The organism is Rummeliibacillus sp. TYF-LIM-RU47 (genome assembly GCF_008638315.1).
Classification (GTDB): Bacteria; Bacillota; Bacilli; order Bacillales_A; family Planococcaceae; genus Rummeliibacillus; species Rummeliibacillus stabekisii.
In genome coordinates, this window is the sequence record NZ_VVIR01000001.1 from 615813 (window position 1) to 640952 (window position 25140).

The following is a 25140-nucleotide window of genomic DNA, read 5'->3' on the forward strand; positions in this document are numbered from 1 at the left end:
ATCATCATGTCTAAACGAGCATTGCTGAGTGTATCAGATAAAAAAGGGATTATTGAATTTGCGAAGGGTTTAAAGAATGCTGGCTTTGAAATTATTTCTACAGGCGGTACAAAAAAGGCACTGTTGGATGAAGGCATTGAAGTGACAGGCATCAGTGAAGTGACCGGTTTTCCTGAAATTTTGGAAGGACGAGTAAAGACACTCCATCCAATGGTTCATGGAGCACTGTTAGCGAAGCATGGGGAAGAAAGCCATCTTCGTCAAATAGAAGAGCATGGCATCGCACCCATTCAGCTTGTTTGCGTCAATTTATATCCATTCCAACAAACCATTGAAAAAACAGATGTAACTTGGGAAGAAGCCATCGAAAATATTGATATCGGAGGACCATCGATGCTTCGGTCAAGTGCTAAAAACCATCAATATGTTACGGCGGTTGTTGACCCAGCAGATTATGAAGGCATCCTTTTAGAATTAGCCCATACAGGAAGTGTTTCATTTGAAACAAATCGGAAGCTAGCTGCGAAGGTTTTTCGCCATACAGCAGCCTATGACACGATGATTGCCCAATATATGACAGAGCTATCAGGGGAAGAAAATCCGGAAAGCCTAACAGTGACTTATCGATTAAAACAATCCTTGCGTTACGGAGAGAATCCACATCAGAAAGCTGCATTCTATGAAAAGCCACTAGGCTCTCTTTTCTCAATCGCTAAAGCAAAACAGCTTCATGGAAAAGCACTTTCCTACAACAATATCAATGATGCAGACGCGGCCATTCAAATTGCCAAGGAATTTGCAGAACCCGCAGCGGTTGCTGTGAAGCATAGTAATCCTTGTGGTGTAGGTAAAGGCGACACAATAGCCGAAGCTTTTGCCAAAGCGTTTGAAGCAGATGAAACTTCTATTTTCGGAGGAATAGTGGCTTTAAATCGAACTGTTGATGTAAAAACAGCTGAGAAACTCAGCGGCATTTTCTTGGAAATTATTATCGCTCCTTCATTTACACCAGAAGCGCTCAATCTTTTAAAAGCGAAGAAGAATATTCGTCTGTTAACTATTCCATTTGAGGCTGGTTCAAATGTAGAAAGAAGAATCTCTTCCATTGAAGGCGGGCTGTTGGTACAAGATAGTGATAATGCCAAGCTAGATGAAACGACAACTACAGTGCCTACAAAACGGAAGCCGACTGAAACAGAGTGGCAAGCGTTGAAATTTGGCTGGAAGGTTGTGAAACATGTTAAATCCAATGCAATCGTTGTCTCCAACGATCGAATGACACTTGGTGTGGGAGCAGGTCAAATGAACCGAATAGGCGCAGCTAGCATCGCCTTAGAACAGGCAGGAGAAAAAGCAGCAGGCAGTATTATGGCTTCAGATGCCTTTTTCCCAATGGAGGATACAGTAGAAGCTGCTGCTAAAGCGGGCATTACGGCCATTATTCAGCCTGGAGGTTCTATTAGAGATATGGATTCTATACAAAAAGCGGATGAATATGGAATTGCCATGGTATTCACAGGAGTTCGACATTTTAAACATTAACAATGAGGTGATTGGATGAAGGTACTTGTAGTGGGACGTGGTGGCAGAGAACACGCTATTGCGAGAAAACTTGCAGAGAGCGAGCATGTTGATAGAGTTTTTGTAGCACCAGGAAACCCAGGAATGGCAGATGTTGCTGAACTATGCAACATCCATGAAAATGACCATATCGGACTCATCGCATTTGCAAAAGAAAATCAAATTACATTCACTATAGTAGGTCCTGAAATACCTTTGATGGATGGCCTAGTAGACGATTTTGAGGAGGCTGGACTGCGTGCGTTTGGACCTTCAAAGCTTGCGGCAGAGATTGAAGGAAGCAAATCATATGCAAAGGATCTAATGAAAAAATACAGCATCCCAACAGCACATTATAAAACATTTACTGACTTCGCTCTTGCTAAATCTTACATTATGGAAAAAGGGGCACCAATTGTATTGAAAGCAGATGGCCTAGCTGCTGGTAAAGGTGTAATAGTGGCTATGACAGAAGAAGAGGCGCTGCAGGCATTGTCAGAATTAACATGCGAAAAATTGGTGATCGAAGAATTTTTAGAAGGAGAGGAGTTTTCCTTCATGGCATTTGTAAATGGAGAAAAAGTGTATCCTTTGGCTATTGCACAGGACCACAAACGAGCTTTTGATGGAGATGCGGGCCCGAATACGGGAGGAATGGGGGCATACTCGCCTGTTCCACAAATTTCAAAAGAGATCGTGCAGGAAGCACTTGATCATATTTTGATGCCGACCGCAAAAGCGATGGCTACAGAAGGGCGCCCATTTACTGGTGTACTGTATGCCGGGCTAATTTTAACCGATGCTGGTCCTAAAGTGATTGAATTTAACGCTCGATTTGGTGATCCGGAAACACAAGTGGTCTTGCCACGTCTTGGTTCTGATTTAGCAGAGGCTATCGAAACTGTTTTGGATGGACGAGACATGGAGCTTGAATGGAAAGAAGAGGCTGTGCTAGGCGTAGTTGTTGCAGCTGAAGGCTATCCAAGGGATTATACAAAAGGAATTTCACTTGATGGAATGGAAACAATATCTTCTGATGTACATATCTATCATGCTGGAACAGCTCAATCTAAAGACGGTAAATGGATTTCAGATGGCGGAAGAATTCTAGTTGTCGCAGCTGAAGGAACTGATTTGGAAGATGCACATAAAACAGTGTATGAAGAAATCAAAAAAATAAAGAACGATGGCTTGCATTGGCGAAATGATATCGGCAACCGAGCATTGAAACTGAACCAGCCCGCACTCTAAGCGGCTGGTTTTTTTGTTGTTGAAGCTTATATGCAGGTTTATAAGAGAATAAAATCGAAATTATTGAAAAAGTTAGTAAGTAATGTTACAGGATTGTAAATGTTCTATTAAGTAGTGTAAATTTACAAGCAATTTATTTTAATTACTGATATGCTATTTTTGCAAACAGCACATATTATATACTAACTTTTTCAGGGGGATTTTATGTTTAGTCGAAAGAAAGTAGATCCATTTTTTGATGCCTTAGTTAAAATATCAGTGAATGTACAAGAAGCCTTGCATTTTGCCAATGATTTTCGAATTAAAAATTTTGAGGATCTACAGGAAATTAGCACAAAAATGAAAAAGTATGAAACTGACGGTGACACGTTGATTCATGAGTTAATTGTGATGTTGAATAAATCGTTTATGACTCCAATTGAACGTGAAGATATTTTGGCACTAGCCAACAGCATGGATGATGTACTGGACGGCATGGAAGAATGTATTGCACATTTTGATATGTTTGCGTTAACAGATATTGATGAATCTATGAATACATTTATCGAATATATTGTGAAGAGTACGGATGAAATTGTGAAAGCAATGGAGAAATTGCAAAATAAAAATCTAACAAGCATGCGTGAAAATGCAATTTTAATAAAAGATTACGAAAGTAAATGTGATGAAGTACTGCGTGTATCCATTAAACAGTTATTCTTACATGAAAAAGACCCAATCCGCATTATTCAATTTAAAGATATTTATGAGCAACTAGAAGATATTGCGGATGAATGTCAAAAAGTAGCAAATACAATGGAAACCATCATTATGCGTAATGCATAGAAAGTGAGTGCAGCATGGATTCAATCATACTATTAACAGTTCTCGTTGTTATTTTCGCTTTAGCATTTGATTTTATCAATGGGTTCCACGATACAGCTAATGCGATTGCCACTTCAGTTTCCACAAGAGCATTATCGCCAAAAGTAGCTGTTATGATGGCTGCTGTAATGAACTTTATCGGAGCTATCACTTTTACAGGAGTTGCTAAAGCCATTACTAAGGATATTGTCGATCCTTTCGCCTTAGAGAATGGGTCAGTTGTGATTCTCGCAGCATTAATAGCAGCGATTATATGGAATCTAGTGACATGGTATTTCGGTATTCCATCTAGTTCCTCGCATGCCATCATTGGATCGATTGCAGGCGCAGCAATTGCAGCTGCAGGCTTTAGCATCTTGAATTACGGTGGTTTCCTTAAAATTTTGGAAGCATTGCTTCTTTCGCCGTTCATTGCGATTGCAATGGGGTTCATTGTGATGTCTCTTTTCAAAGTCATCTTTAAAAAGGCACATCTTTATAAGACCAATAAAGGGATCCGCTACTTGCAAATTTGCACAGCAGCGATTCAATCATTTACACACGGCACAAATGATGCCCAAAAAGCTATGGGTATTATGACAATGGCGTTAATTGCTGCCGGCTGGCAAACAGGCGATGACATTCAAACATGGGTGCGGATTGCAGCAGCTACAGCAATGGGGTTAGGTACGTCTATCGGAGGCTATAAAATTATCAAAACTGTAGGCGGCAAAATTATGAAGCTTCGCCCAATTAATGGTGCTGCTGCAGACTTAGCATCTGCCTCCATTATCTTCGGTGCGACGCTGATCCATTTGCCTGTAAGTACAACTCATGTTATTTCTTCATCTATTATGGGTGTAGGCGCGGCACAACGAGTAAAAGCTGTTAAATGGGGAGTAGCCCGCAAAATTGTTATGACATGGATTATTACGATGCCAACGTCGGCTGCCTTAGCTGCCATTTGTTATTTTATACTAAATTTAATATTTTAATAGAATTAGGCTGTCAATCTCTTTTGGGGTTGGCAGTTTTTATTGTGTATGAATTGTTTGTATGTAGAATAACTTTGGAGGTTTCCTATGAAGAAAAAGATGGTATGGAATTTTAAATCAAAATAAAAAAGCAGGCGCTCATCTGCCTGCTAATAGAAAAGAACTCCCAGCAATCCGTGCTGTTATGGAGTTCCTTTTTGTGATGATTTACGAATAAATCTCACGTAGGTTTGGCACCTAATTGTATATTATAGTCCGGTTTTTAAAAAAGACAAGCTATTTTTACTGAAATGAATCATTTGTAGGATGAAATGCAAACAAAAGCCTTGCACAGGAATTGTGCAAGGCTCTTATTTGAGATTATTGAGTCTTACTTGTGTAAGAATCTCCATCTATCATAATTTTCAAAACAACAAATGTCAATACGTTGTATCGTTTTGATGTGAAATACGTAGAATTAGTGGAATAAACCAGATTTTCTGGATTTCTCGGTCATTTTTAAAGTCATGGTTTGCATTTGCTTTTTAAAAATACTTCCAAATAACAGGATAAATAGCAAGACGCCACCTAGGAAGGTTAAGTCTAAAATGACCTTCTGCCAAATGATTCCGCCAATAGATTCTCTAGCCAAGGAAATCGCGTAGGTAAAGGGAAGGTAAGGATTAATAATCTGGAAAAACTTAGGTAGCAAAACGACAGGATATGTCCCGCCTGAACCTGCCAGCTGCAATACAAGCAGGACAATGGATAAGGCTTTTCCGATATTTCCGAAGACTGAAACGAGCGTGTAAACAATGGTCATGAATACAATGCTGATGAATAAGCTAAAGAGTAAAAAAGGAAGCGGTGCTTGTACGGAGACTTTTAAGAGGAAAAGGTCGCCTAATACAATAATTAGCGCTTGCAAAAGGCCAATCGTCCAAAATGTCAGCAACTTACCAAAGTATACTTCTCGAACAGTATATTGCTTATCCTCTACGTCTGTCGCCAATAATGAAACAAGCAATAGTCCGCCGACCCAAATGGCCAGAACAGAATAAAACGGAGCCATGCCAGTACCATAATTAGGTATAGGGAATACGCGATGTTCTTTCATCTTAATAGGTTCTTCAAAAAAGGTTTTTTCAGCGGTCGGATTATTGATGAGCAATTGGATGACACTGTTAAGATTTGTTTCTTTCTCGAAACTGCGTATTTGATTGGCGAGCTTTTGTACACGGCTATGAATAAGCGGATAATCAGCAATTGCTTTTTGTAATCCTTGGTTGGCGCTAGCTAATGCACTATCAGATACATTTAATAAGCGTGTTATTTCAGGGAAAGTGGACTGGATATCTGTCAATATACCCTTCGTTCCTGTTAGCATCTCTTTTATATGGTTGATATGTGAATCGATTGTAGGTTGAATAACATTGTCGAATTCATTCGTAAAATTCGTTAGGCCAGTGAGGGCAGTATCTGAAAACTCCCGTAGCTTTCCAACCCTTTCAGAAAGCCCTTGTACTTGGTCTGTGTTTGATTGTATATTTTGCTTCAGGGTTTCCATGGCTTGTTGAGCATTCGCTGTTTGCTGTAGAGCCTTGTCTAACGCTTGACGGTCCTCCGCTGTTTGTTGATCATTGCTGTTTTGTTGCAGTGTTGTCAGGGCAGTATGAATAGCGGTCAATTTTTCAATTGCAGTACTCGCTTGCTGGTTTAGTTTATTATGCATATCTGTCAAAGTGGCAGGCGTGAAGTTATCGTTGTTTAAGGCTGTAATGAGATCTTGGGCAGATGTAGCAATATGCTGGATTTTTTCAACATCATTTCTTACTTGGGGTTTGAGCGAATTTATTTTCGTTTCTGCATTATTGATGAAAGTTAATGTCTGATTGATTGTGGAAAGACCATCTTGTGTTAAAGCCTTTGCTTCTGGCAAATCCTTTTTGGCTTTTTGAAGAATTTGACCAGCGCTATTGAGGTCCTTTTGCGCTCGTTGAAGCTTGTTGAAAATAGACGGTAAATCTCTTTCTAGAGTGAAAACCAAATTTTTAAAGTTTTCGATATCAGGCAATTCTTCCTGCATCGTTACGCCAAGCCTGTTCATAATATCAAAGATAATACCATTCACTGTTCCGATAAATTTGCTGCTCATTGATTCGACTAAAACACTAGCACCTTTGCTCGTGATTTTCGGAGCAATAGAATTAATCTTTTCGTTTACAAAGTAATCCATCTTGGCGCGTTGGGGCTGCCCGCTTGTGACAGTCGCTAGTTCCTTAGAAAACCCTTTAGGGATGATGATGACAGAGAAATAGTCTCCATTATTCAAACGATCCAACGCCTTAGCCCTTGTTGTAAACTTCCAATCCATATCATGGTTGTCTTTTAGTTGCTCTACTAATTCCTTCCCTGCATTAAACGAGCGGTTCCCAGCTGTTGCTCCCTGATCTTCATTAACGATGGCAACGGGGATCTGATTGGTTTTTCCGTAAGGATCCCAAGAAGCAGCGATGTTAAGCCAAGCATAAAGAGAGGGTAGAATAATTAGTCCCAATATGATAATGGCTGAACTACCGTTTATGACAATATTTTTTATATCTCTTTTATAAATTTGGATGCTTTTGTTCATTCCTGTCTCCACCTTTTTTTGAAAGTGAAAAAAGCATGTATACGGATAGTTGCGTATACATGCTTGAAGTAAGATGAAGGTAGATGTTAGATCGTTAACTCATCTTGTCGTTCAAAACGTTCTGTATTTTGCAAATACAAAAATCCTTCATCTTCTAGCTCCTGTTGACGTTCCAGTGATAGTCCAATTGATAAATCCCCTGAAAATAAAGATTCCCACCAAGTGTCTGTTTTTATCATATTAATGACTCCCTTCGCGACTAGTATTCATTTTTCACAAATGGTACAATTTGAAAAAAGACAGTGCGTACTGGCAAAATCAACATTCTATTTAGCTGAAATTAGTATGGATAAGTTGGTTTTTTTTATACTTTGTAGGAGGGATTTTATGGCGAATTTTACTGTACAAGATATTGAAAACATGATCGCGTTGCAACGAGAATATTATATGTCGGGTTCAACAAAAACACTGGAATTCCGTAGAGAACAGTTAAAGAAATTAAAGGGATCCATTCAACGAAATGAAAAAGAAATAATGAACGCATTAAATCAAGATTTACATAAGAGTGAGTTTGAGGCTTACTCGACAGAAGTCGGTATTGTATTAGAAAGCATCGGTTTTATGCTGAAGTATTTAGAAGAATGGATGCATCCTATAGCTGTTCCTACTCCGATCTATTTCCAACCTGCCAAAAGCATGGTGGTTCGAGAGCCATATGGTGTTTCATTAATCATTGGCCCATTTAATTATCCATTCCAGCTTGTCATGGAGCCGTTGATTGGCGCCATTATTGGTGGAAATACAGCAATTGTGAAGCCATCAGAGTCTGCTCCACACACAGCAGCTGTCATACAAAAAATAGTTGAAGAAACATTTGAAGAACGCTATGTACGTATGGTAGAGGGCGAAGTGGAGGAAACATCCATTCTTATCCATGCACCTTTTGATTTTGTGTTTTTTACAGGAAGTGTAGGAGTAGGGAAAATCGTAGCCAAAGCATGTGCCGAACGATTAACACCACATGTGCTTGAGCTAGGTGGTAAAAGCCCGGCCATTGTAGATCATACAGCTAATATTGAAGTAGCAGTAAAACGTATTGTGTGGGGGAAATTTTTAAATGCAGGCCAAACATGTGTGGCACCGGATTATGTGCTTGTCCACGAATCAGTGAAAGTAACTTTCATCCGCCATTTGAAAAAAACGTTGCAAAAGTTTTATGGGTCCAATCCACAAGAGAGTTCGGACTTTGGACGTATTATCAATACCAAACAGTTCGATCGGCTGAATGAACTGCTCACAAAGGAAAAGGAACATCTCTTGTTTGGCGGGAAAGTAGACAGAAAAGATTTGTATATTGAACCTACTGTTTTACAAGATATCAGGTGGGATAATCCTGTGATGGAAGATGAGATTTTTGGTCCGATCCTTCCTTTATTAGTGTATGATGATTTGCCTGAGGCTATATATCGGATCAAGCAGAAGCCAAAACCACTAGCGGCTTATTTCTTTTCTGAGACCGAAAAAGCCATTCAATACTTTTTAGATGAATTGCCATTTGGCGGAGGGTGCATTAACGATACGATGGCACATGTAGGGAATACCCACCTGCCATTTGGAGGAGTTGGTCCATCAGGTATCGGCAATTATCACGGTAAGGCTAGTTTTGAATGCTTTACACATCCCAAATCTATTCTTAAACGATCTAGTAAACTAGCGAATAATTTATTGTATCCACCTTATAAGCAAAAGGCAAAGTTGATTCGCACTGTTTTGCGATAAAGAAAAAATGAGAAATCTCTATGCTTAAGGGGGAGAAGAATAAATATGAGAAAAATTGTTTATGGCTTCTTAATTGTCTGTGCACTGAGTGGTTGTTCCCAGAAAGAATATATCGATGATGCGGAAGACGATGCACCACTTATAGCAGATGTGAAAATTCCGCGTACTGTTTTCAATTCAACCAAAAAAAATCAGGCTCTTAACAAAGAGGAAATGAAACGTAGCATACAAACCTACCTAGATAGTGATGAAAAATTAGAACGTGCTAGTGAACCATTTGAGGACAATATTTATGACGGTGAGAAATTATCTAAAAGTGAATCAAAAAAGCTGAACAGGATTAACAAGCTTATAAAAGAAAATGATGAATCCTTCTCACAATATATCTCGAATAATACCTTACCGGAAGGGTATCAAGAAGAATCTGAAAGAATCAGCCGTTATATAACGGCCTCAAATGAATATATTCATGAATTAAACAAAATGATTGATAAGGTTAGTGATGGGGATTTTTCTAAATTAAACATGGGTTCACTCATTGAGAAAAATGGGGTAGTCAATGGCAAAGAACAGAAAAAAATAGAAGCATTCCTTGATAAGGAAAATATTCAAACAATAGCATTTGGACGTGAAGGTACTAAATAGAGATTTGCTGATAATCCGTGAATATATTCGGAGCCAAATGTATGTATAGGCTCAACCCTTTTAGATCAAGTAATTATTATAAAAAGAGGCAATAGCTATTCTGTTTTTGGATAGAAATTGTCTCTTTTCATATGTTTAAATTAGCTATGTTATTAAGCGGAAAAGAAGAGAAAAAAGAAACTAGAGAGGATGAGTCTGTGCTCTCTGTTACAGTCAAAAAAGCGAGTATGAGAACGATTTCACATTCCATACTCGCAGTTGCCTAAAAGGAAGACTTTTCACTGCCTCCTATCAAAATTTTATTAAATACAAAATAGCTTTATTGTAACTCCTTACGATTCAGACAGCATTTCTAGGAAAATGGATATTTCAGTTCCTTCACCAACGCTGCTGTTGATTTCTATCCATCCTTTATGCTCTTGTATAATTTTTTCAGAGATCATCATACCAAGCCCTGTCCCTGCATCTTTTGTTGTATAAAATGGCTCGAAAATATGTTGAATGACTTCCTCAGACATTCCTTGCCCGTTATCTGCGACTCGGATCGCACAATAACCTTCTTCTGCTTCTTTAATCGAAATCCTAATGGTGCCATCTGTTTCAATCGCTTCGATTGCGTTTTTTATCAAATTTATTAAGACCTGTTTGATTTGATTAGAGTCACCTCTTAATACGATATTGTTAGCCGGAATATCCTCTAGTAGACAAATATTTTTCATTTGTAACTCTGGTTTGAACAATAATAAGATATCAGATACCACATGTTTAACATCAAAATCTCTCACTTGTTTTGAATGAGGTTTCGACAGAACTAAGAACTCGCTAATGATTAAATTTATACGGTCAATCTCTGCGTTAATTAGATTAGTATAGTAGGTATAAGGCGAATTTTGCTCATTATTCATCATTTGAACAAAACCAGAAATCACCGTTAAAGGATTACGAATTTCATGAGCCACCCCAGCAGCAATTTCACCTGCAACTTTTAACTTTTCTGACTGGATTCGCATTTGTTCGGCTTCTTTTTTATAGGATATATCTCTAGTAATGACAGATGTGGCAATCACCTTGCCTTCATCGTCAAGTATCGGTGAAAGTGTTACTTGTGCATCAAAGTAAGTACCGTCTTTTTTCATATCCTTTGTCTCAAATAGGTGGAAGCTTTCTCCATTTAACAAATGGCGTAAACGCTCATTTGCATACGCTAAATTTTCTGGTGGAACAAGCGGAATTGCATTTCCAATACACTCTTCTTTACGCCATCCGTACAATTTTTCAAATGCAGGGTTTACTGCCACTACACGTCCTTCCAAATCAAAAACGGCGATACTATCTTTTGCATTTTCAAAGAATAGGTGCAGGTAGCCTTCTTTTGACAATAATTCTTGCTGTTTCTCCTCAGCTACTTGTTCAACCTTTTTCCATCTATAATTCAAATAGTTGCTTTGAATAATACCAATTACCGCTAAGAATATAAAAATTAAAAAGAATATCGTCATATCTGTTGAATTATAGAATTTAGAAAAGGGCTCATAATGAAATTTTAATAGAAAATAAAATTCAATCAATGAGATAGACATCATAGCAAAATTCAGCCAAAATGAATGATAGATAGCTAAGATAAAAAGTAATAATATAAAGAGGACCAAATGATGTGTATAATTAAAGTATAGATTAATCAGTACAACAAATGAATTGAGTCCTATTGCCAACAGAATACAAATCAATCGTTCATCAATCTTAAAATAGGTTAATATACCAATACAGATACAAAATAGAATAGACGAAAGCGTTAAGAGTTGGCCATCATCTATTAATCCAAGTAAATTAATCAATGTATGAAAAATGGTCGCCGCTACTAAAATTAACAGTACGAAGCGATTCTTTTTTCTTAATATGGTAGAGTGCTTCATTAAGACACCTCGGAAGTACTAAATATTTTCATACTTCCATCATACATGATTTTACGTTGTCGTAAAATGTCCTATTTTGATATGATGAGAGAACAAGTAGGGGGAATTGCATTGAAAAATAGATTTAACGAAGAAGAAACAGTTGAATTGCTAGAAAAATTAGTGAATATTGCAAGTCCATCAGGCTATACAACAAAAATTATGAATTTTATCAGTGAATATTTGGAAGATAATAATGTTCCATTCATCAAAACAAATAAGGGCGCTGTCATTGCTACACTTGAAGGCAAGAATACGCAACGCCATCGCTTGCTGACAGCTCATGTTGATACATTGGGCGCGATGGTAAAAGAAATCAAATCAAACGGTCGCCTGGCGCTGACGATGGTGGGCGGTTTCAGATGGAATGCTGTAGAGGGTGAGTCCTGTACCATCCATACAGCTTCCGGCAAAAAAATCCGAGGTACCATTCTCATGCACGAAACATCTGTTCATGTCTACAAGAAAGCAGGCGACCTGCCCCGCAATGAGGAACACATCGAAGTACGAGTTGATGAAAAGGTGTTTAATGAAAAGGACAGCCGATCAATCGGTATAGAAGTAGGCGACTTTATTTCTTTTGATGCCCGTTATGAAGCAACTGAAACAGGTTTCATTAAATCTAGACATCTGGATGATAAAGCAAGCGCAGCTATACTGCTTCAATTCGTGAAAACAATCGTGGCTGAAAAGATCGAATTGCCGTATACAACGCATTTTTATATTTCAAACAACGAGGAAATTGGCTATGGAGGCAATGCAAGCATACCTTCTGAGGTTGTCGAATATATAGCTGTAGATATGGGAGCGATTGGTGACGGCCAATCATCTGATGAATATACTGTTTCCATTTGTGCGAAGGATTCAAGCGGTCCTTATCACTATGAGCTGACACAGCATTTAGTCAAGCTCGCAAAAGAAAGCAACATAGATTATAAACTAGATATTTATCCTTACTATGGTTCAGATGCTTCTGCCGCCATTCGCGCTGGTTTTGATATACGGCATGCATTATTTGGTGCAGGGATTGAGTCATCTCACGCGTATGAACGGACACATATTGATTCAATTAAGAATACAGCTCAACTTGTATCTGCGTATGTGGCGTCAACCATGTGTGACGAGTAATAGGAGGAAATAAAGAATGCAAGCAACACAGTTATTACAATGTTTACCGAGTAAAAAAATCATTGGGACATTGCCAGATCAAATAAAAAACATTGCGATTGATTCTCGTGGTGTAGAACCCAAAAGTATATTTATATGCATTAAAGGCTATACAGTCGATGGACATGACTTTGCCCAAAATGCGGTTGACCAAGGCGCTACTATTATCGTTACTGAAAAGCAACTTGATTTGTCAGGAGATGTAACGCAAGTCATCGTTAGCGATACAAATCGTGCGCTTGGCCTATTGTCGGCACGATTTTTTGACTATCCATCAACAGACTTGATAATGTTCGGCGTGACGGGAACAAACGGCAAAACAAGTGTCGCTACAATGATCGAAAATATTTTATTGGGGCTTGGCGTTCGTTCTGCTTTAAAGGGAACTATTGGCTTTAATTTGAACGGAATTTTATACGAATCGGGCAACACAACAAGTGATGCATTATCTACACAACAAATGATATTCCGCGCCAAAGCGGAGAGCTGCGAAACAATGGTAATGGAAGTTTCCTCTCACGGTCTTGTTTTAGGCCGTGTTGCCGGCGTGGATTTTGATGTTGCTATTTTTACGAACTTAACACATGACCATCTTGACTTCCATGGATCGATGGAGGAATACGGAAATGCAAAAGGTTTGTTATTCTCTCAGCTTGGCCAAGATCTTGAGAAAGATAAACATGCTGTATTAAATGCAGATGATGAGTGGTCTGAAAAATATGCGGGTCTTACCCCATATCCAATATGGACTTATGGTCTGCACAATGAAGACGCATTGTTTAGAGCCATTAACTGTGAGTATCATGACCATCACACCTATTTTGACATGGTAACGCCAGAAGGAACATTTAGCGTTGAATTGCAATTGCTTGGCGAATTTAATATTTATAATGCTTTAGCTGCTACAGCCGCATTATATTGCAAAGGATATAAAGTACAAGAAATTATTGAACAGCTAGAACAATTAAAACCTGTAAAAGGCCGTATGGAACAAGTATCGCCAAAGAATTTCCCTATACAAATCTTCGTTGATTATGCTCATACACCTGATGCAATTGAAAAAGCTATTACAGCTGCAATGCCATATAAGAAAAATAAGCTCATTTTTCTAATAGGCACAGGCGGCAACCGTGACCAATTAAAACGTCCGGATATGGCTAAAAAAGCCTCTGCAGCTGATTATGTTATATTAACGACAGATGATCCGCGCTATGAAGAATATGGCAGCATTCTAAGTGGTTTAGAAAAAGGGATGCAGCATGATCAATATCGTTGTATCGGTGATCGTGCAGAAGCTGTACGCCATGCAATCGAAGTGGCTGAACCCGGCGATGTTATTTTGTTTGCAGGGAAAGGTCATGAGGATTATCAAATCATTGGCAATGAAAAATACCCGCACAGCGATGCAGAGATTGCTCTAGCAGCTGCAAGGGAAAAATTCAACTTACCTAATCGATAATTAAAATTACATCATTTAAGAAAAGTGAGGGTATGAATACCCTCACTTTTTTTGATATAATTGCAAGGTTAAGTTTTAATTAAAAAACGGCGAAGTTATAATTCTACAAGAAAATGGGATAACTGATTGTGAAGGTATTCCAAATCTTTCATTAAAATTAAAATATAAAAATTCACTTAGTGAAAAATATTAAAGGATGAATCCGATGTAGACTAACTATAGATCCCAGATAAAAATCACTATTTAAAGAAATAAAGGAGATTACAATATGAGTGCTAAGCTTGAACAAGATATATTAGCCCGTCGTACGTTCGCCATTATCTCTCACCCGGATGCTGGTAAAACAACGATGACCGAAAAATTATTATACTTTGGTGGTGCTATTCGTGATGCGGGTACTGTCAAAGCGAAGAAATCTGGCAAATTTGCGACATCTGACTGGATGGAGATTGAAAAACAACGGGGGATTTCTGTTACTTCCTCTGTTATGCAATTTGACTATAATGATTGCCGTGTAAACATTTTGGATACACCTGGACACCAAGACTTCTCAGAAGATACGTACCGTACGTTAATGGCTGTTGACAGTGCTGTGATGATTATTGATGCAGCGAAAGGGATAGAAGCCCAAACGTTGAAGTTATTTAAGGTTTGCCGTATGCGAGGTATTCCGATTTTTACATTCATCAATAAATTAGACCGTCAAGGTAAAGAGCCGTTAGAATTAATGGAAGAACTAGAAGAAGTATTGGGCATTGAATCGTATGCGATGAACTGGCCAATCGGTATGGGGAAAGAATTCCTTGGCATTTATGACCGTTACAATAGCCGAATTGAACAATTCCGTACAGAAGAAGATGAACGCTTTTTACCGCTAGATGAAAACGGTGAGCTTGCTGTTGACCATGAGATGAAAAAAACATCCTACTATACGCAAGCAATGGATGATATTATGTTGTTGAATGAAGCGGGAAATAGCTTCTCAAAAGAGCGTATCAAAAGAGGGGAATTAACACCTGTATTCTTTGGTTCTGCCCTAACAAATTTTGGTATCCAAACATTTTTAGAAACATATTTAGAATTTGCACCAACGCCTCAGCCTCGTTTGACAGAAGAGGAAACAATTGTAGAGCCGTTGGATCAAGAATTCTCAGGCTTTATCTTTAAAATTCAAGCAAACATGAACCCAGCGCATAGAGACCGTATTGCGTTTGTACGGATTGTATCAGGTATGTTTGAACGCGGCATGAACATCACTTTATCTCGTACGAAAAAATCCTTTAAAGTAACACAGTCTACTCAATTTTTGGCTGATGACCGCGAGACTGTTGATGTAGCGGTAGCAGGCGATATTATTGGTCTGTATGATACCGGAACATATCAAATCGGTGATACGATTGTCGGCGGCAAGAAAACATTCCAATTCGAAAAGCTTCCACAGTTTACACCTGAACTGTTTGTTCGTGTAACAGCTAAAAACGTTATGAAGTCTAAGCACTTCCATAAAGGGATTGAGCAGTTGGTGCAAGAAGGAGCCATCCAATACTATAAAACCCTACACACAGAAGATGTGATCTTGGGTGCTGTTGGGCAGCTTCAATTTGAAGTTTTCGAAAATCGTATGAAAAATGAATACAATGTAGATGTTCATATGGAGCCAATTGGCAGTAAAATTGCCCGTTGGATTGAAAACGAAGAAGATGTCAAAGAATCCATGTCCGGCCCCCGCAGCATGCTAGTGCATGACCGTTTTAACAACTACGTATTCTTATTCGAAAATGAATTTGCTATGCGTTGGTTTAACGATAAAAATCCGGATATTCGCTTATATAGCTTATTGTAATTCAAATGTTTTCATCTACAAAAATGCATTTACATTTTGAGTACTTTTTGCTATACTGAGTTAACAAACTGTATAACTTCTTTTGACACATGTCAAAGGGGAGTAGCTATAGGGAAACCTACCTCATAATCGTCATTACATGGCAGCAACGCCATCGGTTATGAGAAGCATCCAAAAATGACGAATGCTAAGCGAGACCTTTGCCTTTTATAGGCAGAGGTCTTTTTATTTTCAAATTTAAGGGAGGAAATAACTTTTATGGAAACAATTTTACTAGAGTACGGATGGGTACTATTAATATTAATAGTATTAGAAGGTCTGCTTGCGGCAGATAATGCGGTGGTCATGGCTGTAATGGTGAAACATCTACCGCCACTTCAGCAAAAAAAGGCGCTCTTTTATGGTTTGATTGGTGCGTTTGTATTGCGCTTTGCAGCACTTTTTTTAATCACTTTTTTAGTAAAGTGGTGGTGGATACAAGCAATAGGTGCAATCTATCTTCTATTTGTTTCAGGAAAGCATCTGTATGATATGAAAAAGCATCAAACAGGTTCTTCAGATTCTGTTAAACAAAAGAAGGCTTCAGGATTTTGGGCAACAGTAGTGAAAGTAGAAATGGCAGATTTAGCGTTTGCGATAGATTCAATGTTGGCAGCTGTAGCACTTGCCGTTACCTTGCCTCACATGGGGGATTTTTCTATCGGAGGCATTAATGCAGGACAATTTGCGGTCATGTTCTTAGGCGGGATTATCGGTTTGATTATTATGAGATTCGCTGCACAATGGTTTGTTTCGTTATTGCAGAAATATCCTTCATTTGAAACAGCAGCATTTATGATTGTAGGCTGGGTTGGTGTAAAACTAGGCGTGATGACTCTTGCACATCCACAGGTTGGCTTTTTAGACGAGGATTTCCCACATTCAATTGCTTGGAAAGTGATATTTTGGGTTGTTCTTCTTCTTATCCTTGCGGGTGGTTATATTTTGAGTGTAAACCATAAAACAAAATCCTTAAATGAACCAGAAAAATAAAGATAGGAAATCCTATTCCCTGTAGTAGGGAATGGGATTTTTTTTGCTTAAAAAGGGAAAGATAGCAAAGGGTAAATCTTTTCCCTAATACCCTTCCTTTTTCGCTCATTATTCAATACAATAGTGTGTATGTATCTTGGTTAACAATGAAAGGACCGAAATAATGGCTTCAGCAAAAGGTTTTAAAAAGCGGTTAACGCCGTTCCAAGCAATCGTGACTTACTATTTTATAGCGATCGCTATTTCATTCATCTTATTAATTTTACCTGGTGTGCATAAGGAAAATGTCCATGTATCTTTGCTAGACAGTTTATTTACTGCTGTGAGTGCTGTTAGCGTTACTGGGCTGACTGTAAATAATATTTCTGAAACATACTCTGTTTTTGGGGTTATTATGTTGTCGGTTATTATGCAGCTCGGCGCAATTGGTATTATGTCATTAGGTACCTTTACTTGGCTTATTTTTGGAAAGAAGATTGGGCTGCGTGAAAGGCAATTAATCATGGTGGATCATAATCAATATAATCTATCAGGTGTTGTCCATTTGATTAAAGAAATTATCAAGCTTCTTCTAATGATTGAATTAATAGGCACTGCCATTTTAACACTATATTTCACTCAGTATTTTGATACATTTTTAGAAGCGCTCTATAATGGTTTCTTTGCAGCTATATCAGCCACTACCAATGGAGGATTTGATATTACAGGCAATTCTATGTATCTGTTCCGACATGATTATTTTGTTCAAGTTATCAATATGATTATGATTGCGCTTGGTGCTATTGGTTTTCCTGTATTAATTGAAGTGAAGGCCTTTTTGTCAAATAAGACGCCAAACTTTAAATTTTCACTTTTTACAAAAATCACCACGTCTACCTACGCTATTTTATTCATAGTGGGGACAGCAGTTATCCTGTTACTTGAAGCATTTAATGCATTTAAAGGGATGAGCTGGCATCAAGCATTCTTTACAGCTATGTTCCATTCAGTCTCTGCACGTTCGGCAGGATTAACGACTATTGATGTAACGCAGTTCCATCAAGCGACAGATATCTTTTTAAGCCTATTAATGTTTATTGGTGCGTCTCCAAGTTCTGTTGGGGGAGGTATTCGTACAACCACTTTAGCGATTGCTATTTTATTTTTAATAAACTTTGCTAGAAATAAGCAGGATATTCAAATTTTCCATCGTGAAATCCATGTCCTGGATGTGTTTCGATCCTATGTAGTGATTATTTTGTCTACATGCCTAGTAGTATTAGCAACAATGATCTTATCATTAACAGAATCGCATGCATCGTTGATTGAAATTCTCTTTGAAATCACATCAGCGTTCGGTACATGTGGTATGTCATTAGGGTTAACAGAGCACCTTTCTAGCATTGGTAAAGTTGTTATGATTTTTTTAATGTTTATAGGCAGGGTAGGAATGATTTCATTCCTTTACTCTCTTGGCGGAAAAGCGAAACAGACGAAATATCATTATCCGAAAGAAAGAGTTATTATTGGATAAACAATAAAAAGCCTTGATACAAAAGGGTTCAGAAGGTGTAGTCATTGGTTTTGACCCCTTTTTGACCCCTTTTGTTATTTTTTTAGATAGGAATCGAATAAATCTACAGATTTTCTCTCATGATTTTCAGAGATATGCAAATAAGTATTACCTGTCATTTGAATATCAGAATGTCCAAGTCGCTCACTTACTGTTTTTATATCAACCCCAGCTTCAAGGAGCATAACAGCATGTGTGTGTCGTAATAGATGGGCGGACTTTCGTTCATTCAATTTTGCTTTTCTTAGTAAGTTAATCATGAGGTCCTGAGGCTTTGTATGATAAAAAGGTTTACCGCTCTCATCTACCATTACATATTCACTTTCAATGTAGTGAGGGTTAGCTTTCTGATTTTCTTCTTGCCAGCATTTATACTCTCGCAGTTCATTTCTCAAGGTTTCATCAATTGCTATTGTGCGATAAGCATTTTTTGTTTTTGGTGGTCCCAAACCATTTCGTAAACGTTGCTGATCTACTGTTAAGAAACCTTTATCCAAATCGAGATGCGACCATGTTAATCCTAATAACTCCCCACTTCGTAAGCCGGTACGCAATAATATAGAAACCATCACTCTTTTAAAAATCTTTTCTTCCTGAATAGCTTCTAGTAATTGTTTTACTTCTTCTTTTCGTAGGTATACCACTTTTTCTTTCTCTTCTTTTTTAATTTCTACACCACTTAAAATGTTTCTATCCAATTCATCATTTTCTACAGCACTATTTAAAATTCCCATCATTTCTCCATGAATGCGAGAGACAGTATTCTTAGAATAGCCTTTAACAAAAAGCAAATCGTTTATAAAAATTTGATAGTCCGTTCTTTTAATTTGATTTAGTTTATATCCTTTATACTGCTGTAACAGTTTTTCTTGACCATTACGTGCTGATACATTGCTTGATTCTCTTCGATGTACATTTTTAATTTCAATATATTTTTCTAACCAATCTTCGAAAAGGATATCGCCTCTCTTTACAGCAGATATACCACCTTTGAATAATTTTTCTTCTATAAGTGTAGCAGCCTTCTTCGCTTCCATTTTGGTTTTAAATCCACTCTTAGAGAGTGTTTTTTGTTTCCCACTTTCCGTATATTTTATTCGATACTCCCATGAATTACTTCGCTTTCTGAAATATGCCATGTTAACACCACCTATTTTGAAACGTATGTTCTTTTTATGAGTATTAAAATAACCGTTTACATTTTAGTTCAACAAGCTCCACTGGCACGTTATGTAAAGCGGCTATTTGTTTAATAGATAAATTTTCACATTCTCTTATTGATTCATCAGAAATTAATAGTTCTGCAGCAAATGTATTCGCTTCAATTTCAATTTTAGAAATTGATAGGAACGTGTTTTTTCGCATTAATGGTGTATTATGCCTAGCATGCAAAATTGCATGGCCTAATTCATGCGCACAAACCACTCTTTGTGCTTCTTGAGATAGGTTATCATTAATTACAATGTATTTATTACGACGATCGTATTTATAAAATCCTCTAATATCATCATGAAGATTCCATCCAATCACATTGATTTTTTTACAAGCAGCTATCTCATAAGGATTTTCAGTTTTGTATTTTTTCTTTAAATCCATTACAATGCTTTTTAACATAAACTCGCCCCACAATCCTAATCGTTGTCTTTAAATTTATTAGGTATGTATTTCTTATTTATCCTTTGTGTTTGGCGGAAAATATGTTCCATTGATTCGATTAACGATTCTTTTGCTTCATCAGAGATTGGTTCGCCATCAAATGCAAGGCCATCTGAATTTTCAATTTCATTTTTAAAAGCTTCCAGTCGTTTTGCGATATCTTTTTCTTCCTTGTTAGGTGTTTGTCTAGTATTTGTTGTTGCTGTATTGTTTTTTCTTCCTAGTAAATCATCAATCGTCACTCCAAATAAATCTGCCATCGTTTCAAGCAAATTGGTATCCGGTTCTCTAAGCCCGTTCTCATAGTGAGAATATCTTGCTCTTGAAATTCCTAACTTCTTAGCTATTTCCTCTTGCGTTCGTTTGCCTCTAAATTTCTTTAAGTTTTCAGATAGCACTATTATCCACCTCAAATTTATATAGAAAAGTGTAAAAGAATTTATAAATTTCTTATAAACTTTGTACACTTTATGTATACAAAATGTATACACTTTTTATATACCCATTATATATTCTTACAGATACAAAAAGTATCGAAAATATAAAAAGATACAAAATGTATCAAAAACAGTTGACGATACGAAATGTGCCTGATATATTCTAATTACAGATACAAAACGTATCAAAAAAGAGGTGATAAAATTGCGTACAAAGTTAATTGAACTTCGAAAGGGCTCAACATTAACCCAAGCGGAGTTGGCAGAAAAACTTGGTATCTCGGAAATCCACGTTAGAAAAATTGAAAGTGGAGATAGAAATCCTTCTGTAACATTAATGGTTAAATACGAAAAATTATTTAACGAATCAATGAAAGACTTATTTCCGGATATTTTTTTTATAGATATTGATACAAAACGTATCAAAAATAAACAAGCTATTTAAGGAGTGAATCGAATGAATGAACTACAAATGTTTAATTTTGAAAATCAAAATGTAAGAGTTATCCAACAAAATGGAGAACCATGGTTTGTCGCGATAGACATTTGCAAAGTGCTGGATCTCACAAATCCAACCGTTGTGCTGTCCCGATTAGACGATGATGAACGGACTAAGTTCAACTTAGGGCGCCAAGGATTTACCAATGTGGTCAGTGAATATGGTTTATATTCTTTAGTCCTAGCAAGTCGTAAGCCAGAAGCAAAACAATTTAAACGTTGGATAACACACGAAGTAATACCAACTATTCGAAAGCATGGCGCATACCTAACGCCGGAGACATTGGAACAAACAATGCAAGATCCTGACTTCTTAATTGGCATACTCAATGGATTAAAAGAAGAACAAGAAAAACGTCGTGCTGCAGAGTTAGCAAACCAAGAAGCTCAGGAAATTATTCAACAGCAACGTCCAAAAGTATTATTTGCTGAATTAATAGAAACGAGCCAAACATCTATTTTAGTTCGTGAATTAGCAAAACTCCTTAAACAAAACGGCATTAATTTTGGAGAAAAACGCCTATTCGAATGGCTTCGTGAAAAAGGCTACTTAATTAAACGCCTCGGTACTGATTACAACATGCCAACGCAGAGAAGTATGAATCTCGGATTATTTGAAATAAAAGAAACGCCAGTTCCTCGTTCGAATGGACTTACTACTATTAGTAAAACTCCAAAAGTAACAGGTAAGGGACAACTTTATTTCTTAAATAAATTAGCAAGTAAGGAGGGTGCTATATAATGCTACAAGTCCAAATTGATGAACAACAGGTGCTAGACATTGCTCGAGAAGAAATTCAACTTGCAGTAAGAAAGATTGAAAGCGAATTTGTCTTCTGGGACGTGAAAACACTTTGTGAAAAGACGTGTATGTCGAGAGGTTTTATTTTAGAGACATTCTTTTTCTTACCGGATTTCCCAAAATACAAAGTCGGGACTAAATGGTTGATACCAGCAAAAGAAGCAACAGAATTTTTACTTCAATGGCTAAAAAAACAATCAACTAACTAATTAACTAACTGCATCTTAACAAGTTTACTAGTATCTATGTAACTTCAAGCAATACAAATAAGGGGGAGATAGTGATGAAAAAATCAGCAAATGTAGGTAATGCAATCAAAGTATTAGAGAAAGACGAGGAACTTACAAACGATCAACTAGCTTTTGATTTAAACCTAAGTCCTCAAATGGTCAGTCATATGAAAAACGACAGAAGAGTTATGCAGCAGGACATTGCGCGGGAATCAGTCGCTATGTACGACAACCCGCGTTACACAATGGAAATTCTTCATGAGTTTAGTGATGGCTTCGCTGTTCCGATGATGGACGGAAAAGCAGTCGATTGGCATCGATTATCTTTGCTAGCTATGTTGAAAAAGCAGTTCGAAGAAGCACTTGAAGCCTTGAAAGAGGTGGATTTCACCAAACCACCGCAAGCAATGGAAAAACACGAAAGAGAGCTTATGGTGAGTGCTTTTGATGAAATATTGGATGCTCGATTATCCTTAGAAAACTGGTTAATCCAGTTGCAAGAGGATTACAACATCTCGATTAAAAAACGTATGAAAGTAATGACACCAAGATGGAAGGCGAGAGGATGGTTGCAATGAATGAATTGAATTTTAGACCTCGAGATTTAGAAAAGGCAAAGAAGGCACATGATTGCCTCGACACACTTCACAAACAACTGGCAATACATATCGAACGTGGGAATTATGCCATAGCTCAGATATGTATAGAAGAGATGAACACATTTTTATGTGAACTTTGCAGAATGAGACATACAAAAAAGGAGCATGACAGGTTAATCAAGGTAGCAAAAACAATGAATCAACGAGGAATTAAATCAAAGGTGGTGGCGAGATATGTATGATCGCTTAGATATGTTAATCATCGTAGGTTTAGCAGTTGCGGTTGCTGTCGTTCTTACATCAATGATTTTCTCATACAGACATGAAAATGAAAAATAGCCGGCTAACTTGTGCGAGTTAACCAGCTACACGTGATAAATCTTTTGTTAATTCATTATAACACGACAGGATAGCTCCTGTCATGAAGCACATGAGACAAAATCTATATAAAGAGGTGAAAAAGCCTCCAATTTGTTTATCAACTCATGTGCTTCATGATGCGAGTTAATGGCATCAAAAAAACGAAAGGAGAGGAGAAAATATGTTAGAAAACCCAATGGTTACCGGGCGAGGTTTTGAAGAATCGTATGCAACCCCGGTTGGGCGTTGTGTCGAATGTAGAGATCTTGTATTTCAAGGGTTTGAAGGTGTGTTGTTTGAGGATGATTTATTTTGCTGCACAACGTGTCTCGAAAGTCATCTTAAGAAGGTTGGGGCTTTGCAAGAAATATAAAAAGACCACTTCGCGAGAGTGGTCTCCATTACAAACAATATTTACGTGATTATATCACGAAAGGAGAGAAAATGCATGGTTCAAAATTTCATTTCAACCGTTGATATGAGTCGCCATGATTGGTTGAAACAACGCCAGAAAGGGATTGGCGGCAGTGATAGCTCCGTCATTTTAGGATTTAACAAATGGAAATCACCATTCCAACTTTATCTTGAAAAAACAGGGGAGCATGTTGAAGAAATCGACAATGAGTTTATTTATTGGGGCAATATTCTTGAAGATGTTGTGGCCAAAGAGTTTGAAGTGCGAACCGGCAAAAAGGTGCGCCGAATGAACAAAATGCTTAAGCATAAAGATTACCCATTCATACAAGCAAACCTAGATCGTGTTGTGGTTGGTGAAAAAGCATTGCTCGAATGTAAAACAACCTCTACGTATAACAAAGATGTTTGGGATGGAGATAGTGTACCTGCAGCTTATATATGCCAGGTGCAACATTATCTAGCTGTCACTGGCTATGAAAAAGCCTACATTGCCGTATTAATCGGAGGAAATCAATTTGTTTGGAAAGAAATTGAGCGTGATGAAGAATTTATAGAATTGCTCATTAATCACGAGAAGAATTTCTGGGAAAATCACGTACTTACAGAAACGCCACCTGAAATTGACGGAAGTCCATCGGCAGCTGAACTTTTACAAAAGCTTTATCCAGATGACGATGGTTCGGCAATTGTCTTGGATGAACAGGCTAACACATTAATTGAAGCAATAAAGTCTCTTAAAACAGAAAAGAAGAGCCTAGAAAGCCAATTAAAAGAGTACGAGAACAAACTTAAGATGCAACTAGAAAGCGCATCAGAAGGTTACTCAGAACGCTTTAAAGTGACGTATAAATCGCAAACACGAAAAACAATTGATAGCAAGCGTTTAAAAACAGAAGCGCCAGAGGTTTATGAAAAATATGCAAAAGAATCGAATACCCGCGTATTAAAAATTAAGGAGGCTAACTAATTATGAACAAAAAAATTGGTTTTATGTCAAAAGAAGAAACGAAGCATGTGAAATGTAACGTGTGTGCAAAAAAATGGCACGTTGAAGAAGCTCTTTTTTGCACACGTTGTGGATCTAAACTAGAACTTTCAAAAGTTGAATCTACTAGAACGGGAATGGGATTTCTCCAGTAGGTTTTTTAATAATCTCGACTTTTGGGTGTTTCACTTCAATCAACCCTCTTTGATTAAAAAGTGATTCAGCGCTACATTTCGGACAAAATGCAGCTGTTGGTTCTAATAGGTATTCTTCTTCATCTTGATGTAATGGCTCATTTTCAAACCCCGAAGAATTGTACTTACCTGTGTTTGTACATTCGTTGCGAATAGGATAACCACATTGGTCACAAAAGATATGATCTGGATCCAATGAAGTGACTTCTGATTCACAATTTAAGCAATGCTTTAAGTATTTATTTTCGTGAGTTTCTGTTTTCAAATTAACCA

Annotated in this window: 25 protein-coding genes; 18 read left to right on the forward strand and 7 right to left on the reverse strand. The window is 37.5% G+C overall.

Going from position 1 to position 25140, the window contains the following annotated elements:
- Positions 1 to 6 precede the first annotated feature (6 nt).
- The 4 genes from purH (at position 7) to F0527_RS02920 (ending at position 4649) form a co-directional block, all read left to right on the forward strand.
- Positions 7 to 1542, forward strand: coding sequence for a bifunctional phosphoribosylaminoimidazolecarboxamide formyltransferase/IMP cyclohydrolase (purH, locus tag F0527_RS02905; protein WP_150283747.1), 1536 nt, complete (start codon positions 7 to 9; stop codon positions 1540 to 1542).
- Positions 1543 to 1557: 15 nt separating this feature from the next.
- Positions 1558 to 2811, forward strand: a complete 1254-nt coding sequence (purD, locus tag F0527_RS02910) for a phosphoribosylamine--glycine ligase (RefSeq protein ID WP_150283748.1) — start codon at positions 1558 to 1560, stop codon at positions 2809 to 2811.
- A gap of 204 nt (positions 2812 to 3015) precedes the next feature.
- Positions 3016 to 3636, forward strand: coding sequence for a DUF47 domain-containing protein (locus tag F0527_RS02915; RefSeq protein WP_066784901.1), 621 nt, complete (start codon positions 3016 to 3018; stop codon positions 3634 to 3636).
- A 14-nt stretch (positions 3637 to 3650) separates the two neighbouring features.
- The gene (locus tag F0527_RS02920) at positions 3651 to 4649 is read left to right on the forward strand and encodes an inorganic phosphate transporter (RefSeq protein WP_066784904.1); all 999 of its coding nucleotides are present in this window, start codon (positions 3651 to 3653) and stop codon (positions 4647 to 4649) included.
- A gap of 457 nt (positions 4650 to 5106) precedes the next feature.
- On the opposite strand, the gene F0527_RS02925 is transcribed toward F0527_RS02920, so the two are convergent.
- Positions 5107 to 7260: a YhgE/Pip domain-containing protein gene (locus tag F0527_RS02925; protein WP_150283749.1), complete on the reverse strand. Its 2154-nt coding sequence runs from the start codon at positions 7258 to 7260 to the stop codon at positions 5107 to 5109.
- A gap of 86 nt (positions 7261 to 7346) precedes the next feature.
- Positions 7347 to 7499: a hypothetical protein gene (locus F0527_RS16915; RefSeq protein ID WP_173668467.1), complete on the reverse strand. Its 153-nt coding sequence runs from the start codon at positions 7497 to 7499 to the stop codon at positions 7347 to 7349.
- 148 nt (positions 7500 to 7647) lie between these two features.
- Here F0527_RS16915 and F0527_RS02930 point away from each other — a divergent pair, with 148 nt between their 5' ends.
- Positions 7648 to 9039: an aldehyde dehydrogenase gene (locus tag F0527_RS02930; RefSeq protein WP_150283750.1), complete on the forward strand. Its 1392-nt coding sequence runs from the start codon at positions 7648 to 7650 to the stop codon at positions 9037 to 9039.
- A gap of 45 nt (positions 9040 to 9084) precedes the next feature.
- Complete coding sequence (locus F0527_RS02935) at positions 9085 to 9684, forward strand: NDxxF motif lipoprotein (protein WP_150283751.1); 600 nt, start codon at positions 9085 to 9087, stop codon at positions 9682 to 9684.
- 332 nt (positions 9685 to 10016) lie between these two features.
- On the opposite strand, the gene F0527_RS02940 is transcribed toward F0527_RS02935, so the two are convergent.
- Positions 10017 to 11597 (reverse strand): two-component system sensor histidine kinase NtrB, encoded by a 1581-nt coding sequence (locus F0527_RS02940; protein WP_150283752.1) that lies wholly within the window; start codon positions 11595 to 11597, stop codon positions 10017 to 10019.
- 84 nt (positions 11598 to 11681) lie between these two features.
- Here F0527_RS02940 and F0527_RS02945 point away from each other — a divergent pair, with 84 nt between their 5' ends.
- The 5 genes from F0527_RS02945 (at position 11682) to F0527_RS02965 (ending at position 18650) form a co-directional block, all read left to right on the forward strand.
- Positions 11682 to 12764: a M42 family metallopeptidase gene (locus F0527_RS02945; protein WP_190323449.1), complete on the forward strand. Its 1083-nt coding sequence runs from the start codon at positions 11682 to 11684 to the stop codon at positions 12762 to 12764.
- 16 nt (positions 12765 to 12780) lie between these two features.
- A complete protein-coding gene (locus F0527_RS02950; RefSeq protein ID WP_150283754.1) occupies positions 12781 to 14262 on the forward strand; it encodes a UDP-N-acetylmuramoyl-L-alanyl-D-glutamate--2,6-diaminopimelate ligase in 1482 nt (493 codons plus the stop codon).
- A gap of 268 nt (positions 14263 to 14530) precedes the next feature.
- A complete protein-coding gene (locus tag F0527_RS02955; protein ID WP_150283755.1) occupies positions 14531 to 16105 on the forward strand; it encodes a peptide chain release factor 3 in 1575 nt (524 codons plus the stop codon).
- A gap of 258 nt (positions 16106 to 16363) precedes the next feature.
- Positions 16364 to 17137 carry a TerC family protein gene (locus F0527_RS02960; protein ID WP_150283756.1) on the forward strand — a complete coding sequence of 258 codons (774 nt, stop codon included), beginning with the start codon at positions 16364 to 16366 and terminating at the stop codon, positions 17135 to 17137.
- Positions 17138 to 17300: 163 nt separating this feature from the next.
- Complete coding sequence (locus F0527_RS02965) at positions 17301 to 18650, forward strand: TrkH family potassium uptake protein (RefSeq protein ID WP_147194443.1); 1350 nt, start codon at positions 17301 to 17303, stop codon at positions 18648 to 18650.
- A 74-nt stretch (positions 18651 to 18724) separates the two neighbouring features.
- On the opposite strand, the gene F0527_RS02970 is transcribed toward F0527_RS02965, so the two are convergent.
- The 3 genes from F0527_RS02970 to F0527_RS02980 are packed head-to-tail and all read right to left on the reverse strand — an operon-like array spanning position 18725 to position 20743.
- Positions 18725 to 19828: a site-specific integrase gene (locus F0527_RS02970; RefSeq protein WP_150283757.1), complete on the reverse strand. Its 1104-nt coding sequence runs from the start codon at positions 19826 to 19828 to the stop codon at positions 18725 to 18727.
- Positions 19829 to 19871: 43 nt separating this feature from the next.
- Complete coding sequence (locus F0527_RS02975) at positions 19872 to 20303, reverse strand: ImmA/IrrE family metallo-endopeptidase (protein WP_150283758.1); 432 nt, start codon at positions 20301 to 20303, stop codon at positions 19872 to 19874.
- Positions 20304 to 20320: 17 nt separating this feature from the next.
- Complete coding sequence (locus F0527_RS02980) at positions 20321 to 20743, reverse strand: helix-turn-helix domain-containing protein (protein ID WP_223823513.1); 423 nt, start codon at positions 20741 to 20743, stop codon at positions 20321 to 20323.
- 244 nt (positions 20744 to 20987) lie between these two features.
- Between F0527_RS02980 and F0527_RS02985 the strand changes: the two genes are divergently transcribed.
- From F0527_RS02985 to F0527_RS03015, 7 genes are all read left to right on the forward strand, one after another.
- Positions 20988 to 21227 (forward strand): helix-turn-helix transcriptional regulator, encoded by a 240-nt coding sequence (locus F0527_RS02985; RefSeq protein ID WP_150283759.1) that lies wholly within the window; start codon positions 20988 to 20990, stop codon positions 21225 to 21227.
- A gap of 12 nt (positions 21228 to 21239) precedes the next feature.
- A complete protein-coding gene (locus tag F0527_RS02990) occupies positions 21240 to 22022 on the forward strand; it encodes a phage antirepressor (RefSeq protein WP_150283760.1) in 783 nt (260 codons plus the stop codon).
- Positions 22022 to 22291: a group-specific protein gene (locus tag F0527_RS02995; RefSeq protein WP_150283761.1), complete on the forward strand. Its 270-nt coding sequence runs from the start codon at positions 22022 to 22024 to the stop codon at positions 22289 to 22291. Before F0527_RS02990 ends, F0527_RS02995 begins: the two co-directional genes overlap by 1 nt.
- Before the next feature lie 74 nt (positions 22292 to 22365).
- A complete protein-coding gene (locus tag F0527_RS03000) occupies positions 22366 to 22890 on the forward strand; it encodes a hypothetical protein (RefSeq protein WP_150283762.1) in 525 nt (174 codons plus the stop codon).
- Positions 22887 to 23153, forward strand: a complete 267-nt coding sequence (locus F0527_RS03005) for a hypothetical protein (RefSeq protein WP_150283763.1) — start codon at positions 22887 to 22889, stop codon at positions 23151 to 23153. Before F0527_RS03000 ends, F0527_RS03005 begins: the two co-directional genes overlap by 4 nt.
- Before the next feature lie 299 nt (positions 23154 to 23452).
- Entirely contained in the window at positions 23453 to 23644 is a 192-nt protein-coding gene (locus F0527_RS03010; protein WP_150283764.1) for a hypothetical protein, read from the forward strand.
- A 75-nt stretch (positions 23645 to 23719) separates the two neighbouring features.
- Positions 23720 to 24655, forward strand: coding sequence for a YqaJ viral recombinase family nuclease (locus F0527_RS03015; protein ID WP_150283765.1), 936 nt, complete (start codon positions 23720 to 23722; stop codon positions 24653 to 24655).
- Positions 24656 to 24799: 144 nt separating this feature from the next.
- Here the strand turns inward: F0527_RS03015 and F0527_RS03020 are convergent, their stop codons facing one another.
- Positions 24800 to 25132, reverse strand: a complete 333-nt coding sequence (locus tag F0527_RS03020) for a hypothetical protein (protein WP_150283766.1) — start codon at positions 25130 to 25132, stop codon at positions 24800 to 24802.
- Positions 25133 to 25140: the final 8 nt, after the last annotated feature.

What these genes read in the sequence shown, in the direction of transcription:
- F0527_RS02940 (WP_150283752.1), bottom strand. Translation starts at nt 11,597, where the DNA reads ATGAAGCACTCTACCATATTAAGAAAAAAGAATCGCTTCGTACTGTTA.
- F0527_RS02960 (WP_150283756.1), top strand. Translation starts at nt 16,364, where the DNA reads ATGGAAACAATTTTACTAGAGTACGGATGGGTACTATTAATATTAATA.
- F0527_RS03000 (WP_150283762.1), top strand. Translation starts at nt 22,366, where the DNA reads ATGAAAAAATCAGCAAATGTAGGTAATGCAATCAAAGTATTAGAGAAA.
- purD (WP_150283748.1), top strand. Translation starts at nt 1,558, where the DNA reads ATGAAGGTACTTGTAGTGGGACGTGGTGGCAGAGAACACGCTATTGCG.
- F0527_RS02935 (WP_150283751.1), top strand. Translation starts at nt 9,085, where the DNA reads ATGAGAAAAATTGTTTATGGCTTCTTAATTGTCTGTGCACTGAGTGGT.
- F0527_RS02965 (WP_147194443.1), top strand. Translation starts at nt 17,301, where the DNA reads ATGGCTTCAGCAAAAGGTTTTAAAAAGCGGTTAACGCCGTTCCAAGCA.
- F0527_RS02995 (WP_150283761.1), top strand. Translation starts at nt 22,022, where the DNA reads ATGCTACAAGTCCAAATTGATGAACAACAGGTGCTAGACATTGCTCGA.
- F0527_RS03010 (WP_150283764.1), top strand. Translation starts at nt 23,453, where the DNA reads ATGTTAGAAAACCCAATGGTTACCGGGCGAGGTTTTGAAGAATCGTAT.
- F0527_RS02990 (WP_150283760.1), top strand. Translation starts at nt 21,240, where the DNA reads ATGAATGAACTACAAATGTTTAATTTTGAAAATCAAAATGTAAGAGTT.
- F0527_RS02920 (WP_066784904.1), top strand. Translation starts at nt 3,651, where the DNA reads ATGGATTCAATCATACTATTAACAGTTCTCGTTGTTATTTTCGCTTTA.
- F0527_RS16915 (WP_173668467.1), bottom strand. Translation starts at nt 7,499, where the DNA reads ATGATAAAAACAGACACTTGGTGGGAATCTTTATTTTCAGGGGATTTA.
- purH (WP_150283747.1), top strand. Translation starts at nt 7, where the DNA reads ATGTCTAAACGAGCATTGCTGAGTGTATCAGATAAAAAAGGGATTATT.
- F0527_RS03015 (WP_150283765.1), top strand. Translation starts at nt 23,720, where the DNA reads ATGGTTCAAAATTTCATTTCAACCGTTGATATGAGTCGCCATGATTGG.
- F0527_RS02975 (WP_150283758.1), bottom strand. Translation starts at nt 20,303, where the DNA reads ATGTTAAAAAGCATTGTAATGGATTTAAAGAAAAAATACAAAACTGAA.
- F0527_RS02930 (WP_150283750.1), top strand. Translation starts at nt 7,648, where the DNA reads ATGGCGAATTTTACTGTACAAGATATTGAAAACATGATCGCGTTGCAA.
- F0527_RS03005 (WP_150283763.1), top strand. Translation starts at nt 22,887, where the DNA reads ATGAATGAATTGAATTTTAGACCTCGAGATTTAGAAAAGGCAAAGAAG.
- F0527_RS02970 (WP_150283757.1), bottom strand. Translation starts at nt 19,828, where the DNA reads ATGGCATATTTCAGAAAGCGAAGTAATTCATGGGAGTATCGAATAAAA.
- F0527_RS02945 (WP_190323449.1), top strand. Translation starts at nt 11,682, where the DNA reads ATGAGAGAACAAGTAGGGGGAATTGCATTGAAAAATAGATTTAACGAA.
- F0527_RS02955 (WP_150283755.1), top strand. Translation starts at nt 14,531, where the DNA reads ATGAGTGCTAAGCTTGAACAAGATATATTAGCCCGTCGTACGTTCGCC.
- F0527_RS02915 (WP_066784901.1), top strand. Translation starts at nt 3,016, where the DNA reads ATGTTTAGTCGAAAGAAAGTAGATCCATTTTTTGATGCCTTAGTTAAA.
- F0527_RS02950 (WP_150283754.1), top strand. Translation starts at nt 12,781, where the DNA reads ATGCAAGCAACACAGTTATTACAATGTTTACCGAGTAAAAAAATCATT.
- F0527_RS02925 (WP_150283749.1), bottom strand. Translation starts at nt 7,260, where the DNA reads ATGAACAAAAGCATCCAAATTTATAAAAGAGATATAAAAAATATTGTC.